At 36.7% G+C, this 15,541-nt stretch carries 17 protein-coding genes; 4 read left to right on the top strand and 13 right to left on the bottom strand.

Translation table 11 applies throughout. The features are described 5' to 3' along the window. Positions 1 to 41: 41 nt before the first annotated feature. The 7 genes from trxA to ACZDYH_RS00840 all read right to left on the bottom strand — a co-directional run bounded on the left by trxA (position 42) and on the right by ACZDYH_RS00840 (position 6,873). Positions 42 to 356 (bottom strand): thioredoxin, encoded by a 315-nt coding sequence (gene trxA / locus ACZDYH_RS00870; RefSeq protein WP_001018943.1) that lies wholly within the window; start codon positions 354 to 356, stop codon positions 42 to 44. 211 nt (positions 357 to 567) lie between these two features. Then, complete coding sequence (gene etfA / locus ACZDYH_RS00865) at positions 568 to 1,545, bottom strand: electron transfer flavoprotein subunit alpha (protein WP_000101945.1); 978 nt, start codon at positions 1,543 to 1,545, stop codon at positions 568 to 570. A gap of 36 nt (positions 1,546 to 1,581) precedes the next feature. Next, positions 1,582 to 2,355: an electron transfer flavoprotein subunit beta gene (gene etfB / locus ACZDYH_RS00860; RefSeq protein WP_001029028.1), complete on the bottom strand. Its 774-nt coding sequence runs from the start codon at positions 2,353 to 2,355 to the stop codon at positions 1,582 to 1,584. 78 nt (positions 2,356 to 2,433) lie between these two features. Next, positions 2,434 to 3,210: an enoyl-CoA hydratase gene (locus tag ACZDYH_RS00855; RefSeq protein WP_000911292.1), complete on the bottom strand. Its 777-nt coding sequence runs from the start codon at positions 3,208 to 3,210 to the stop codon at positions 2,434 to 2,436. A gap of 11 nt (positions 3,211 to 3,221) precedes the next feature. Beyond that, positions 3,222 to 3,809 carry a TetR/AcrR family transcriptional regulator gene (locus tag ACZDYH_RS00850; RefSeq protein WP_000742223.1) on the bottom strand — a complete coding sequence of 196 codons (588 nt, stop codon included), beginning with the start codon at positions 3,807 to 3,809 and terminating at the stop codon, positions 3,222 to 3,224. 106 nt (positions 3,810 to 3,915) lie between these two features. Continuing rightward, the gene (locus tag ACZDYH_RS00845) at positions 3,916 to 5,601 is read right to left on the bottom strand and encodes a long-chain-fatty-acid--CoA ligase (protein WP_000414743.1); all 1,686 of its coding nucleotides are present in this window, start codon (positions 5,599 to 5,601) and stop codon (positions 3,916 to 3,918) included. A gap of 189 nt (positions 5,602 to 5,790) precedes the next feature. Beyond that, positions 5,791 to 6,873 (bottom strand): BclA C-terminal domain-containing protein, encoded by a 1,083-nt coding sequence (locus ACZDYH_RS00840; RefSeq protein WP_474885497.1) that lies wholly within the window; start codon positions 6,871 to 6,873, stop codon positions 5,791 to 5,793. Between the two features lie 451 nt (positions 6,874 to 7,324). On the opposite strand from ACZDYH_RS00840, the gene ACZDYH_RS00835 reads away from it, so the two are divergent. Together ACZDYH_RS00835 and fhuB are read left to right on the top strand one after the other, a co-directional pair. After that, positions 7,325 to 8,299 (top strand): ABC transporter substrate-binding protein, encoded by a 975-nt coding sequence (locus ACZDYH_RS00835; RefSeq protein ID WP_000722821.1) that lies wholly within the window; start codon positions 7,325 to 7,327, stop codon positions 8,297 to 8,299. Positions 8,300 to 8,306: 7 nt separating this feature from the next. After that, positions 8,307 to 10,334 carry a Fe(3+)-hydroxamate ABC transporter permease FhuB gene (gene fhuB, locus ACZDYH_RS00830; protein WP_166694768.1) on the top strand — a complete coding sequence of 676 codons (2,028 nt, stop codon included), beginning with the start codon at positions 8,307 to 8,309 and terminating at the stop codon, positions 10,332 to 10,334. Between the two features lie 36 nt (positions 10,335 to 10,370). On the opposite strand, the gene ACZDYH_RS00825 is transcribed toward fhuB, so the two are convergent. After that, a complete protein-coding gene (locus ACZDYH_RS00825) occupies positions 10,371 to 10,865 on the bottom strand; it encodes a hypothetical protein (protein WP_166694769.1) in 495 nt (164 codons plus the stop codon). Between the two features lie 184 nt (positions 10,866 to 11,049). Here ACZDYH_RS00825 and ACZDYH_RS00820 point away from each other — a divergent pair, with 184 nt between their 5' ends. Both ACZDYH_RS00820 and ACZDYH_RS00815 read left to right on the top strand, forming a co-directional pair. Further along, on the top strand, positions 11,050 to 11,553 hold the full coding sequence (locus ACZDYH_RS00820) for a DinB family protein (RefSeq protein ID WP_088362147.1): 504 nt from the start codon (positions 11,050 to 11,052) through the stop codon (positions 11,551 to 11,553). Between the two features lie 136 nt (positions 11,554 to 11,689). Next, positions 11,690 to 12,022 carry a YfjL-like protein gene (locus ACZDYH_RS00815; protein ID WP_001093303.1) on the top strand — a complete coding sequence of 111 codons (333 nt, stop codon included), beginning with the start codon at positions 11,690 to 11,692 and terminating at the stop codon, positions 12,020 to 12,022. Between the two features lie 63 nt (positions 12,023 to 12,085). On the opposite strand, the gene ACZDYH_RS00810 is transcribed toward ACZDYH_RS00815, so the two are convergent. Genes ACZDYH_RS00810 through ACZDYH_RS00790 form a run of 5 tightly spaced genes read right to left on the bottom strand, consistent with a single transcriptional unit; the run spans position 12,086 to position 15,531 of the window. Then, positions 12,086 to 12,781 carry an ABC transporter permease gene (locus ACZDYH_RS00810; RefSeq protein ID WP_016125945.1) on the bottom strand — a complete coding sequence of 232 codons (696 nt, stop codon included), beginning with the start codon at positions 12,779 to 12,781 and terminating at the stop codon, positions 12,086 to 12,088. A gap of 26 nt (positions 12,782 to 12,807) precedes the next feature. Next, positions 12,808 to 13,677: a DUF4097 family beta strand repeat-containing protein gene (locus ACZDYH_RS00805; protein ID WP_088362148.1), complete on the bottom strand. Its 870-nt coding sequence runs from the start codon at positions 13,675 to 13,677 to the stop codon at positions 12,808 to 12,810. Between the two features lie 37 nt (positions 13,678 to 13,714). Continuing rightward, entirely contained in the window at positions 13,715 to 14,419 is a 705-nt protein-coding gene (locus tag ACZDYH_RS00800) for an ABC transporter permease (protein ID WP_000475549.1), read from the bottom strand. A 34-nt stretch (positions 14,420 to 14,453) separates the two neighbouring features. Next, positions 14,454 to 14,615, bottom strand: coding sequence for a hypothetical protein (locus tag ACZDYH_RS00795; protein WP_000931813.1), 162 nt, complete (start codon positions 14,613 to 14,615; stop codon positions 14,454 to 14,456). Beyond that, complete coding sequence (locus ACZDYH_RS00790) at positions 14,608 to 15,531, bottom strand: ABC transporter ATP-binding protein (protein WP_000221071.1); 924 nt, start codon at positions 15,529 to 15,531, stop codon at positions 14,608 to 14,610. The genes ACZDYH_RS00795 and ACZDYH_RS00790 overlap by 8 nt, the downstream gene beginning before the upstream one ends. Between the last annotated feature and the right edge of the window lie 10 nt (positions 15,532 to 15,541).

The following is a 15,541-nucleotide window of genomic DNA, read 5'->3' as shown; positions in this document are numbered from 1 at the left end:
AAGAAAATAAAAAAAGCTACCAAATGGTAGCTTTTTTTATTTTAGAAGTGTTTAGAAACTAATTCTACTAACGCTTCTTTCGGTTTGTAACCTAACGCTTGATCAACTACTTTACCATCTTTTAATACGAAAAGAGCTGGAATGCTCATTACTTCGAATTGACGAGCAGTTTCTTGGTTTTCATCAACGTCTACTTTTACTACTTTTACTTTTTCGCCTAGTTCTGCATCAATTTCCTCTAATACAGGAGCGATCATTTTACAAGGTCCACACCAAGGTGCCCAGAAATCTAATAATACAACACCTTCGCTAGTTTCTGCTGCGAAGCTTTGGTCATTTGCGTTTACAATTGCCATTTTATTTCCTCCTTCAAGTATATTCTACCAAGAGTATATCATTAACTTATATACGTGGCGAATAATATGTATCGTTATGTATTGTAACAAAAAAATGTTCCTTTATACTATATAAAAATACGGATTAAATACTAAAAAGATGAGAGACAGGGGATCTCTCACCTTTTTCTATATATAGGGGTACTTCACTTGGAACTCAAGGGTACTTAAATCATGAATGTACTTTTAACTTTTTAAACTCTTCTGTTAAAAGAGGTACAACTTCGAATAAGTCACCGACAATACCATAGTCAGCTACTTTAAAGATACTTGCTTCTGGATCTTTATTAATCGCAACGATTATTTTTGAGTTAGACATACCTGCTAAATGCTGAATCGCACCAGAAATACCACATGCAATGTATAAGTCTGGCGTAACAACTTTACCAGTTTGACCAATTTGTAATGAGTAATCACAGTATTCAGCGTCACAAGCACCACGAGATGCCCCAACAGCGCCGCCTAGTACGTCTGCTAACTCTTTTAATGGCTTAAAGCCTTCTTCACTCTTCACACCACGTCCGCCAGCGATAATAACTTTTGCTTCAGAAAGATCCACACCTTCTGCTGTTTTACGGACAACATCTTGAATGATTGTACGTAAATCTTTCACATCAACTGTAATAGAAGATACGTCACCGCTGCGAGACTCATCTTTTTCCAGAGTTGCAATGTTATTTGGACGCACTGTCGCAAATAAGATGCCGTCTGTTACAATCTTCTTCTCGAATGCTTTACCAGAGTAAATTGGACGAGTGAAGATAACATTTCCACCTTCAACCTCTAAAGCAGTTACGTCAGAAACTAAACCAGCTTCAAGCTTCGCTGCTAATTTTGGTGATAAATCTTTACCAAGTGCTGTATGTCCAAAAACGATACCTTCTGGATTTTCTTCAGCATGTACAGCTAAAAACGCTTGTGCATAACCATCAGATGTATATGATTTTAATTTATCATTTTCAACTGTCACAACGCGATCTGCACCGTAATGAATCAATTCATTTGCAAAAGAGGCAACGCTGTCTCCAATTAGAAGACCTACTACTTCACCGCCTTCTGCAATTGTTTTTGCTGCTGCTACCGCTTCAAAAGAAACGTTACGTAGCGATCCATCACGAACTTCACCCATTACTAATACTTTACGAGCCATAGATTTTCCCTCCTGCATATATAATTTCGTATTTTATTAGATTACTTTCGCTTCTGTATGGAGCAACGATACAAGTTCTTTTACTTGATCTTGCAGCTCGCCTTGTAACACTTTTCCTGCATCTTTCTTAGGAGGCAAATAGATTTCAATTGTTTTTGTCTTTGCTTCCACATCATCTTCTTCTAAATCTAAATCATCTAATTCTAATTCTTCTAGCGGCTTTTTCTTCGCTTTCATAATACCTGGAAGCGATGGATAACGCGGTTCATTTAAACCTTGCTGTGCTGTTACTAAAACTGGTAATGAAGTTGCAATCACTTCTGTATCACCTTCAACATCACGCTCAATCTTCACATTTGTACCGTCAATTTCAAGTTTTGTAATTGTCGTTACATACGGAATATTTAACGCTTCAGCTACGCGTGGTCCTACTTGTCCAGATGCACCATCAATTGCAACGTTTCCGCCTAAAATTAAATCTGCATCTTTATCTTTTAAATATTCAGCAAGCACTTTTGCTGTCGTGAACTGGTCACCATTTTCTACATCATCTTCAATATTAATTAATACAGCTTTATCACAGCCCATTGCTAATGCAGTACGAAGTTCTTTCTCACTATCTTCGCCACCAACTGTTACAACTGTAACTTCTCCACCTTGTGCGTCTCTTACTTGAATTGCTTCTTCAATTGCATATTCATCGTAAGGGTTGATGATGAATTCCGCTTCGCCATCGTAAATTGCACCGTTTTTAATTACGATTTTTTCTTCTGTATCAAATGTTCGTTTCATGAGTACGTAGATGTTCATTCCATTTACCCCCTTGTTTTTCAGAAAGATTCTATCAATTTTAATTTTCTGTTAATTTATATTAAAAAAATAATTGAACTACCTGCCACTAAATGAAGGTTTTCGCTTTTCTAAAAATGCAGCTACACCTTCTCTTCCATCTTCACTCGTAAATACTTCACCAAAAATCTGTGATTCACGTTGTACACCTTCATAGTAATGAGACGATTTTGTCGTTTGCAATAACTCTAGTACAGCACGAGTTGTTGCTGGACTTTTTCCAGCAATTTGTTTTGCAACTTTAAGCGTATCATCTAAAAGAGATTCTTCAGAGAACAATCCGTTAACAAGTCCCCACTTTAATGCTTCTGCACCAGTAATTGGTGTACTTGTTAACATCATTTCACAAGCTTTCGCTTTCCCAACATAACGCGGTAAGCGCTGTGTACCTGCAAAGCCAGGAATTAATCCAAGTGTTAATTCAGGTAAACCAAGTTTTGCACTTTCAGTTGCAAAGCGCATGTGGCAAGACATAGCAAACTCAAGGCCGCCGCCCAGTGCCGCTCCATGAATTGCCGCAATAACTGGTTTTGAACATTTTTCAACACGCTCAAACGTAACTTGTCCAAGCTGTGCTAATTCTGTTGCTTGCTTCGCTTCAGTAACAGATGTAAATTCTTTAATATCTGCTCCCGCTGAGAAGAAACGTCCTTCACCGTGAATAACAACAACACGAATGTTATCATCCTTTTCCACTTGATCAATTAATTCAGTAACGTCATGCATAACTTGTGAAGACATCGCATTCGCTGGTGCGTGATTTAATGTCGCCACCGCGATATGATCTTCAACTCTTACAGATAGGAATTTCAACATGATCCCTCCCATTATTGACGATAACCACAAGCTGCAATAAGTAGCCCGTGTACCGTTTTTGAAAGTGCGACCAGATCATACTTATGATCGCTCATTACCCAATTGGTCACAACTTCATCTACTGTTCCAAAGATCATTTGTCTTGCCACGCGAACATTTAAATCTGCTTGAAATTCACCTTGTTTTATACCAGTCTCTAAAATCTCATCCATAACTTGTAAGTAGCCTTTTAATACTTCATTTATTTTAAGGCGCAAGTCTTGATTGGACTGCCTCAGCTCTAATTGCGTAACGATAGCAAGAGGATCATTTTGCGACAACAGCAAGAAGTGCGTTTCTACCAACATGAATAACTTCGATACAGCGCTTTCAATTCCTGCTGTTTTTTGACGAATTGTTTCGACAAATTCTCCCATCTTCTCTTGGAATAAGGATATTAATATATCTTCTTTATTTTTAAAATATAAATAAATCGTGCCATCAGCTACCCCAGCTTGCTTTGCGATTTTAGAAACTTGCGCTTGGTGGTACCCATTCTCCGCAATCACAATGACTGCCGCATCAATAATTTGATTGTATTTCGGTCTATTTTTCTTCACTTTACTGTCCCCTTCAAGAAGATGACTGAATGAATAGTCATTCATATTCTTATAATACTGACTATTTAGAAAAGTGTCAATCCTATTTTTTCAAAAAGAAAGGGCCTTAGCCCGTTTGCTCATCCTCATTCTTTCTCTTCTCTTCATCTATTAGAACACGGCGTAAAATTTTCCCTACTGTCGTTTTTGGCAATTCATCTCTAAACTCATATACTTTCGGCACTTTATAAGCCGCTAAATATTTACGTGCAAACTGATTTAATTCTTCCTCAGAGCACTCCGTACCTTCTTTTAACACAACAAATGCTTTAACTGTCTCTCCTCGGTACGGATCTGGAACTCCAATTGTCACTACTTCTTGCACTTTTTCATGCTCATATAATACTTCTTCAACTTCACGAGGATACACATTAAATCCACTCGCGACAATCATATCTTTCTTGCGATCTTTTACATAGAAGAATCCATCTTCATCCATGTAGCCAACATCCCCTGTATGGAGCCAGCCATCTTGCAATACAGCCGCTGTTTCCTCTGGCTTATTCCAGTATCCTTTCATAATTTGAGGACCTTTCACTACAATTTCCCCTATTTCTCCTGGCGGTAATGCCTCACCAGTTTCAAGTGACATAATGATTGCTTCTGTATCTGGCCACGGAACTCCAATGCTACCTGGCACCCGCTTTTCCCATAAAAAATTACTATGTGTAACCGGAGAGGATTCTGTTAAACCATATCCCTCTACTAGTTTACCACCTGTAACTGTTTCGAACTTTTCCTGTACTTCTACTGGTAGTGGTGCTGACCCACTAATACAAGCACGAATAGAAGAAATATCGTATTCTTTTAAAAGTGGGCTATTTAAAAGAGCGATATAAATAGTTGGTGCCCCTGGAAATAGTGTCACTTTATGCTTCTTAATCGCTTCAAAAACCATTTTCATATCAAACTTTGGAATAAGGACCATTTTGTATCCTTGCATAACACTCAAATTCATAACAGCCGTCATGCCGTACACGTGGAAAAATGGAAGAACCCCAAGAATGACTTCTTCTCCTTCTTTGCAATTATATAACCATTGAACTCCCATTAACGTGTTAGAGACGAGGTTTTTATGCGTTAACATAACGCCTTTCGGAAATCCGGTTGTTCCTCCTGTGTACTGTAAAAGAGCTAGATCATTTTCAGGATCACAAGGCACCTCAACATCCGTATTCACTTCTTTTTCTACTGAATTCCAAAGATGAATCGTTTCACTCTCTGATACTTTCACAACTAAATTTGACTGTTTTTTCTGCACAAATGGATACAATAGATTTTTAGGGAATGGTAAAAAGTCCGCAATACGAGTTACGATAATATGCTCAATTTTTGTAGCAGATTGAACATTCGTTACTCTTGGAAACACTAAATCGAGACAAAGAATTACTTTCGCTCCCGAGTCATGAAGCTGATATTCTAATTCTCTTTCTGTATACAGTGGGTTTGTTTGTACTACGATACCTCCCGCAAGTAATGTGCCGTAATAACCAATTACAGCTTGCGGACAATTCGGCAACATAATAGCAACTCGATCACCCTTTTCCACACCGAGCTTTTGAAGATAATTTGCAAACCTCTTCACCTTATCATGGAAGTCCGAAAACGTAATATCCTTCCCTAAAAAGTGAAGCGCTTTCTTTTCTGGGTAGCGAGATGCCATCTGTTCTACATATCTATGAAGCGGCTGAATATCATAAGAAATCGTACTAGGAATTTCCTCTGGATAACTTTTCAACCATGGTTTTTCCACCTTCATTCCCCCTTCAAATACATAAAAAATAAATGAATGTTCATTCATGATGGTTATTTTCATTATATTATAGTCACCATAACGTTACAATCATAATATTCTGACTTTTATATAACTATGCTTTACTTCATTAACTTCTTACTATATGTAGAAACTCTCTTAATCTTAAAAGAGTACGAGAGTTATAGTTTAACTTAATCTTATTATCGTTAACACTGCTCCTGGAGTAGTTGTTGATAATGTTGCGACAGCTAACAAACCAAATAATTGTAAGCTAATAGCATCTCCTGCTGCAAGAGTTGTAATGATTGTTGCGCTAAATGATGTGGTTGCGACAGCAGGAGAATTTATCGTCCCAGCAAGTGGTGCTCCATTAATTGTAATTCGTGAACTGACCAATAATGAAGCCGTTATATTAATCGAATATGAAATATAGTAATTTCCAGCATTTGCAACCGTAAATACTGTATTTCCCCCGGAAACCGTAATACCTGGACCAATATTTTGATTATTCGGAAGCGGGACATTCGTTCCACCAAGAACTACCGATATCGCTGTTCCCGACGTATTATTTGCAAATGCATATGTCGCCGTGATACTTGTACCTGTAGCCCCGGTTGAGCCTGTTGCTCCTGTTGGACCTGTTGAGCCTGTTGCTCCTGTTATTCCTGTCGCTCCCGTTGGACCTGTTGCTCCTGTTATTCCTGTCGCTCCCGTTGGACCTGTTGAACCCGTTGCTCCTGTTATTCCTGTCGCTCCCGTTGGACCTGTTGCTCCCGTTACTCCTGTCGCCCCCGTTGGACCCGTTGCCCCTGTTATTCCTGTTGGGCCTGTTGCTCCTGTTGGGCCTGTGTCGCCTGTTACCCCTGTCGCCCCCGTTGAACCCGTTGCTCCTGTTGGGCCTGTTGCTCCTGTTGGGCCTGTTGCTCCTGTTGCTCCTGTTGCTCCTGTTGCTCCTGTTATTCCTGTCGCTCCTGTTGGTCCCGTTGCCCCTGTTATTCCTGTCGCTCCCGTTGGGCCTGTTGCTCCTGTTATTCCTGTCGCTCCTGTTGGACCCGTTGCCCCTGTTATTCCTGTCGCTCCCGTTGGACCTGTGTCGCCTGTTACTCCTGTCGCCCCCGTTGGGCCTGTTGCTCCTGTTGCCCCCGTCGGACCGGTTGGACCAACCTTAGGAACTGTCCCATCGCAACTAAAACAGCATGAATCAACATGTACACCATTTTGATTATTACACCCACAATATCCATTTACGTTATTGCTCCATGAAGACATGTTGATCACTTCCTTTACATTCGATCTTTTTAGCGCAATCACCGACTTAAAAAACACCTATCTAAATAACAAAGAAATACTTTGCCTAGTCGGGGATAAAACACAGATTTCCTCCATACATTCTAGTAATTATTACATGCGATTCACTCTCCTTTTGCTTGTACTTTCGCCTTATCTCCACAGACTATTAACAATACACATTACACTATCGTACACAGCCACTTTCCCATTTAAACTTTCCACATTCGCCAATATTTTTAGTAAAGAGGCTTATTCTTCATAAATAGCGACTATAATATATAAAAATCCGTATAATTCGTTATTTTTCGTCAAAATTTTAAAAATATATTGACACTTAAAATACCCTCATAGTATGATTTGGGTGTTGTAATTGATAACCATTTTCACTTATGGTACTAGTTACAAAAAACACTTAATTTGGGGGCAGAAGATGAAGAAAATTCTCAGTATTTTCATAGTAGTTCTTCTATTCGCTGTTGGATGCGGACAGCAAAAAGAGGAGAAAAAAGAAACAAAAGCGGACAATAAAAATCAAGCTATAACAATTAAACACGCTGAAGGGGAAACGAAGTTAGATAAACCAGCAAAAAAAGTAGTTGTACTTGAGTGGGTATATTCTGAAGACTTATTAGCACTTGGTGTTCAGCCAGTAGGGATGGCAGACATTAAGAATTATAATAAATGGGTAAATACAAAAACAAAACCGAGTAAAGATGTTGTAGATGTAGGGACACGTCAACAACCAAACTTAGAAGAAATTAGCCGTTTAAAGCCAGACTTAATTATCACAGCTTCATTCCGTGGTAAAGCAATTAAAAATGAATTAGAGCAAATTGCACCAACAGTTATGTTTGATCCATCAACAAGTAATAACGATCACTTTGCTGAAATGACAGAAACATTTAAACAAATTGCAAAAGCAGTTGGAAAAGAAGAAGAAGGTAAAAAAGTATTAGCTGATATGGATAAAGCATTCGCTGATGCAAAAGCAAAAATTGAGAAAGCAGACTTAAAAGATAAAAACATCGCAATGGCACAAGCATTTACTGCTAAAAACGTACCAACATTCCGTATCTTAACTGACAATTCTTTAGCTTTACAAGTTACAAAAAAATTAGGTTTAACAAATACTTTTGAAGCAGGAAAATCTGAGCCAGATGGTTTCAAACAAACAACTGTAGAATCATTACAAAGTGTACAAGATTCAAACTTCATTTACATTGTAGCGGATGAAGATAACATTTTTGACACGCAACTAAAAGGCAACCCTGCTTGGGAAGAATTAAAGTTCAAAAAAGAAAACAAAATGTATAAATTAAAAGGCGACACTTGGATTTTCGGTGGTCCTGAGTCTGCAACATCTTTAGCAACACAAGTAGCAGATGTAATGACAGCGAAGAAGTGATTACACGATGAATAGCCTACTTCGAGCAAGTCTTGTATTCGGAGGAGGAGCAGCTCTCTTGCTCCTCCTTTTCTTTATTCATATCGGACAAGGTCAAGCAAACATTTCCTATAGTATGATTATTGATGCTCTTATCTCACCGAACCAATCGCTAGAACATCAAACTTTAATCATGCTTCGATTACCTAGAGCTGTAATTGCCATTTTAGCTGGAGGCGCTCTTGCTGCATCAGGGGTTATTTTACAAACGTTAACGAAAAATCCACTTGCTGAATCCAGTACAATGGGTATTCACTCTGGCGCATATTTCTTTCTAGTAGCGGCTACAATTTTCTTACCGAAAGGTTTACAAATTAATTCTCTTCTGTTCACATTTATCGGCGGTGCTATTACTGCTTTATTTGTATACCGTATTTCTGGTGGAAAAAAGGGAACCCCACTTAGAATGGCATTAGCTGGTATGGTCGTTACATTAATGCTCTCTGCCTTTACCGGAACGATGCAGCTTTTCTATGAAAATGAAACAGCTGGTTTATTTTTATGGGGAGCTGGCTCTCTTATTCAAAATAACTGGGATGGCGTTCAATTTGCTTTTCCATTTATCATTATTTCTTTCCTAGTTTTACTATTTATGTCTCGTAAACTCAACATTCTCTTACTTGGTGATGATGTTGCTATTTCTCTTGGTGAAAAAACAGCAGTAACACGTCTTATCGCCTTCATTGCTGCAATCTTTTTAACAGCAGTAATTGTTACTGTTGTTGGACCAATTGGCTTTGTCGGCTTAGTTGCACCTCATTTAATGCGCCTTATCGGATACCGTCAACACTTTACTCTTCTTCTCTCTTCTTTCTTATGGGGGGCAGTATTATTGCTTGGAGCAGATGTTGTCGGTAGATTAATAGATCCAACCGGTGCAGAACTTCCTGTTGGGGCAGTCACAGCAATGATTGGATCTCCTTGGCTTATTTACTTAGTGTATCGAATGATGAAGTCGAAACAATATATGAATGATAACGGTGCGAATGCAGCTGGAGCTAGTTCCCGCTATTACTCTTATAAAAAGGTAATCATTATATCTATCACACTTTGTATTGTGACGATTGCTCTTGGTGTTACAATCGGTAGTAACGCTTATATCGAAAGCATTATAAATGTTATATCAGGTCAATTAACACAATTTGATAAAAATATGATGATGAATCTTCGTTTACCAAGAATGCTCGTTGCTGCTATTGCTGGCGCATGCCTTGCAATAAGTGGGCTTGTTTTCCAAGGTATATTACGAAATCCACTTGCCGATCCTTCTATTATTGGTATTTCATCGGGAGCTGGTGTTGGTGCTTTAACTATTATGTATGTCTTTCCTGCACTTCCTGGTTTCTTTCTACCAATTGGTGCATTTATCGGAGGACTACTTGCAGTAGGAATTGTCCTCTTCTTTTCATGGAAATCAGGATTTAGTCCAACAGCTCTCGCTTTAATAGGGATTGGTATTTCTGCGCTTGGCTCAGCAATTATTCAAATCTTTATCGTTAGAGCCAATTTGAATGTTGCCGCTGCTTTAACATGGTTATCTGGCAGTACGTATGCAAGAGGATGGAATCACTTAGAAAATATCATTCTATATCCATCTCTAATTCTTGTATTCATTATCTTTTTCTTAATAAAACAACTTGACGTTCTCGTACTTGGAGACGATTTAGCAACTGGACTTGGGCAACCAGTAAATAAGACACGTCTTGCTCTGATTGTGCTAGCGACACTACTTGCATCAGTAAATATCGCTGCTGTCGGTACAATTGCCTTTTTAGGCCTTGTCGCACCTCACTTAGCAAGAATTGTTGTTGGTATGAATCATCAAAGACTATTCGTTTGTTCAGCACTATTTGGAGCAATCCTTCTTTCTGTTGCTGACTTACTTGGACGTACAATCGCATATCCGAAAGAAATTCCTTCTGGTCTTGTCGTTGCTGTACTTGGAGCACCTTATTTCTTATGGTTGATGAGGAAGAGTGGGAAGAAAGTTAATTAAAAGACGGCTTCATATATGTGAAGCCGTCTTTTCCTATTATGGCATAAAATTAATATAGGCTTTGTACATAATATATATAACAAGTGAATACATGATTATATTGAGCACACTTCGTTTTAAAGTTAACTTTCTCTTTAATTTCTTATCTTGTAATCTCAATTCTATTCCATTCGCTATTTTCAACCTACCTACTATTTGAAATAACTCTCTGTAATCATCAGCATTTCCCAATAATACGTATTCCTTATCATTTTTATACTTTATATGCAGAAACTCACTTCCACCTTTACGGTCTAATATTGTTTTCATATAAGCTACTTCATTCCATACACATACTTTTAAATCAACTTCATTATAATAACGATCCATAAAAACACATACAACCGTTAACACCTTACTCTGTGCCGTATCTAAAATACTATGAACTACCTTATAAATTAAATCTCCATATCGATCAATTGCTGTATGTAATGCTAACATATCTTGTTTTCGAAGACCTTCTACTATTTCTATATCCTTCACCCTTATCACCACTCTTTATCCCATTCTTTATTCATTATATATACGAATGAGCACATTCGTTTCCTGACACTTTTACAAATATTTTCTAATTGTTTTCATATTGTAGCAATGCTTAATTAATTATTTCTTGTGGAACAGGGATTATATTATCTCTCACGAATTTAATCTATGAACAAAAATAGGAGGGATAACTATGTACCAAACCATTGACGGCTTCTTGCAATCATGGACATACGAAGCAGAGTCTACTCAGAAAATGCTTGATTCATTAACCGATGCATCTTTATCACAAGAAATTGCACCTGGACATTGGACGTTAGGAAGAGTCGCTTGGCATATCGTGACGGCAATTCCTGTTATACTATCTGGCACAGGGCTAAAGTTTGAAGGAGAAACGAAAGATTATCCTGTTCAAACTTCTGCAAAAACAATTGCAGATGAGTACCGTAAAGTGAATGCGGCTTTTGTTGAAGCACTTCAAAGCGAATGGACTAATAAAGATTTAGCAACTATTAATGACTTCTTTGGTCGCCCTATGCCGAATTCTATATTTTTAATGACACTTATTAATCATCAAAATCATCATCGCGGGCAAATGACGGTTTTAATGCGACAAGCTGGCTTAACAGTTCCTGGCGTATATGGCCCCGCAAAAGAAGAATGGGCTGCTGCTGGAATGGAAGCTCCTAAAATGTAACGACAAAAAAGACAAGATGTTTACATATCTTGTCTTTTTCTGTAACTTGTTTCATGTGAAACTATTTTTTCTTAATGGTTGTTTTATGGAAAAGATAGGTTAAAATGAATACATATTACGAAGAGGAGTAACCAAATTGAATACAAAAAATAAAAAAATAGCTATGGGAACTATTTTACTAACTTCTCTTATTGGAGTTATTAGTGTATCTCTTTATTTCACCTATTATGGTACCCCTTGGGGAAAACAAGTAGCAATTACGGAATCAAAAGAATATATTACAAAATACTTCGATTTAGATGCGGTAGTCAAAAATACTTCTTACGATGCTAAAATGAATAGCTATGCGATCTCCTTTAAAACAAGTACTGACGGAGAGTTTACTATCGAATATAAAAGTCCAAATAACTTTAACATTTCTCCAGGAGTACAAGATTATTTAAGTAAACACTCTAAATTTACAGAGTAGTAACGAAGCATATATATACAAAAAAGGAGTTAGTATAACACCAACTCCTTTTACGTATTCTTATCATACTGCTATATCTTCCTTCTCTATATTTTTAATGCCGTAATACGCAATCACAACTCCAATTGCTGCCAATGCTAGTTGAAGAGGAAGAAAAGTTGCTGTAGAAAACGATGGGTTGCTATTCATTGCAATTGAGACAACGATAAGAGATGAAACAATTGTAGTTGGCACGGAACGTTTACGCATTCCGAAATATAATGGGATTAAACTCATTCCCGCAGTTGCAATGGCTAAAGGAACTAGTTTTATTCCTTCTTGCATCAATTGATCTACTGTGAATGAATTAGGAAGAATTGAAAAATAACTATCTATCCCAAAGAAAATTCCTACTACTAAAATGTTAGATACAATAACTGTTATAAATGTTACTATCGCTGTAATAGCCAACTTACTAGCCATCATTTTCTTTCGGTTAATAGGATAAGAAAACATAAGTAGTATTGTTTTATTTTTATATTCACCAATTATTAGCCTTGCGATTAATACACTACCAAAAATAATAAACGTTGCTCTTACTATTGCGCTAGCCATTAACAATATCGTCTCTGGATTCCTTATTTCTGCATCACCTTCTACTTGAGCGATGATGCTCACAAAGATCATTAATGCCAGTATAACAATATTTGCAATAATTGCTCTCTTCACGTACCAACCAAGCTTAAACTTTTTCAATTCTAGCTTCATTAAATGTAGCATGATAGTGTCCTCCTTCCTCCTAAGATTTAATCAATATAAATGACTCCTGTTTCACTTAAAATCTTCGCTTCATTTTTTGCATCACCAATCGTTCCTACTTTTATTTTTTCTGTATTTTTATCTTTCTTAAGTCCTTTTAAATCCACTATTACGTCAGTCAAATTACTTTTAGCCGTAAGTTGTAAAGAAGTCGGAACCCCTTTATATCGTACGCCAATATCCCCTGATTTTGTTTCTATAAATAATGATTTTCCTTCTGTCATATCTTTCAGCAATACTTCCCCAGATGTTGAAGTGATGTTCATATTTGAGTTACTTACATTTGTTATATAGTTATCACCAGTCGTAGACTTTATATTTAATTCTTGTACTGAACTATCTTTTACAACTAACTCTCCACTTTGCGATATGAATTCACCTTTCTCGGCTGATAGTCCTACAATCATTCCATCCCCAGATTTGCCTTTCGTCATGATACTTTTTACTACTAGATCCCTTATTTTCACATCACCCGATTTATTATTTACTATAATTTTATCTATCTCTTTCTTCGGAATAGCTATACATATACTATTCTTCTTCCTAAACGTAAAACCATTAAAAAATTTGTTCGCCTCTTGTTTTTGCTTAACCATAATTTTATTTTCATCATTTTCTATTTTGACGGGATCTATCTCTTTATCTGCTTGTTCACCTTGAGCGGAAATTACTATTTTATTAGCGTCTGTACTTTTAAATTCAAGATTCCAGTTTTCATTGTCTACTTGTATTTCTTTTATATTATTTATCTCAAAAGACTTTTCTTTCTTAAAATCTTTCCCCTGAAACACCTTAATACCAAAAACTACACTAGCAATTGTAATGAATAATATTGCAATTACTATTATTTTTTTCACCAGTCATACCCCAGTTCGTTGTTGTTTTAGGCTTGCTTCACGCCACATCGATCTTGTCGATTTTACGAAACGATAGATAACTAATGAAAATTCCTAATAAACAGAGCACGATTGGGATAGCTATAAAATCAAACATACTTACTTGACCGTTTCCAGGACCATAGTTACCACTAATCAGCAAGCCAATTATTACTGCTGAAGTAATCGTTGTCGGTGTCGATTTCTTTCTCATTCCAAAAAATAAAGGAATTAAACTTATACCAGATATCATAAATGCACTTATAATAGTACCTGGAACGATAGCTATTATTTCACCTATCGTAGCAGGTGTTTCAATCAGTCCCATCATTGGACTCACAAAATATACGAGCAAGCTAATAATGAAAGTCGCGATAATCGTGCTCACAAAACAAAAACAGAAAACAATTGTTAATTTCGCACTCATTAGCATTTTCCTTTGTAGCGGATACATAAATGATAGTTGTATCGTTTTGTTCTTATACTCATCAATTACTAAACGTGATAAAATGACTGAACTAAAAATAATGAATGTTATCCTAATAAAAATATTTACTAAAGCCATGTTCTGTGTGAAGTCAAAGAAGAGCACGTCTCCCTCGGCTTTCATTCCCCATGCCATAAGGCTTACTGCAGCGAAAATTGCTATAATACAAATTGCTACACTTTTAAAGTAACTAGATAATTGATGTTTCTTCCATTCGAGCTTCATTAATTTAAACATATAAACCACGCCTCCATTCTTTATATACCTGTCTCTACGCTGCTAACATTCTAATTCCAGCAGTAACGAAGCTTAACATTCCTATCACTAGTACAATGAACAACCATTTCCGCTCTGGTTTTCTATAATATAAAATTCCACTTATTAGCATTACGATAAATCCACTTACCAGGTTCAGCCACAGTCCATTAAGCATGAATACCTTCTCCATCCATTACATTTAAGAAATATTCCTCTAAAGAACTATGTTTCTTATTAATACTTTCAATTTCCACATCGTTCATAATAAGTGCTTTTGAAATGGCTTGCTGTGTCACCGCCACTTCATAAACCCGAATCATGTTTCCACTCATTATTTTGTAGTTTTTTATACCAAGTTTATCTTCTAAAATATAAGCTGCACGCTTCACATCAGGAACAGTAATTTCAATGTACTCTGTTTGTTTTCCGTTAATACTCTTCATTGAAACTTCTTTTATTAGTTTTCCATTTTGAATGACACCAATTGTATCCGCCATTAATTCCATCTCACCTAAAATATGGCTAGAAACTAATAATGTAATGCCATATTCTTTGCAGAGCATTTTAAATAAGTCTCTTAATTCTTTAATACCAATTGGATCTAAACCGTTAATGGGTTCATCTAAAATGAGTAATTCTGGCTTTGTTACGATTGCCCTTGCAATACCGAGTCGTTGTTTCATTCCTAATGAAAAATCTTTTACTTTTTTATTATCTATACCTTGCAGCTTCACTAAATGTAAAGCATGGTCAATTTCATTTCTATCGTAATAGCCCATATATTCACAATGTAATTCTAAGTTTTCTTTCGCCGTTAATTTATCATAAAAGATTGGATATTCAATAATCGTCCCCATTCTCTTTAATACTTCATAAGATGTATCTGTTAACTTCTCACCGAAAATTTCAATCTCACCGCTCGTCGGTTTTATTAAATTTGTAATCATTTTCATAATCGTTGTTTTACCAGCACCGTTTGGTCCTAAGAAACCGTAAATTTCTCCTTTTTTCACATGCATGTTAACACCGGAAATAACTTCTTTCCCTTTAAACACTTTCGTTAACTGATTTGTTTTTAATATATATGTCATGTTACTTTCC

The sequence above is a fragment of the Bacillus sp. EB V-12 genome, from assembly GCF_056158125.1.
This window is presented reverse-complemented; position numbering and strand designations above follow the sequence as displayed.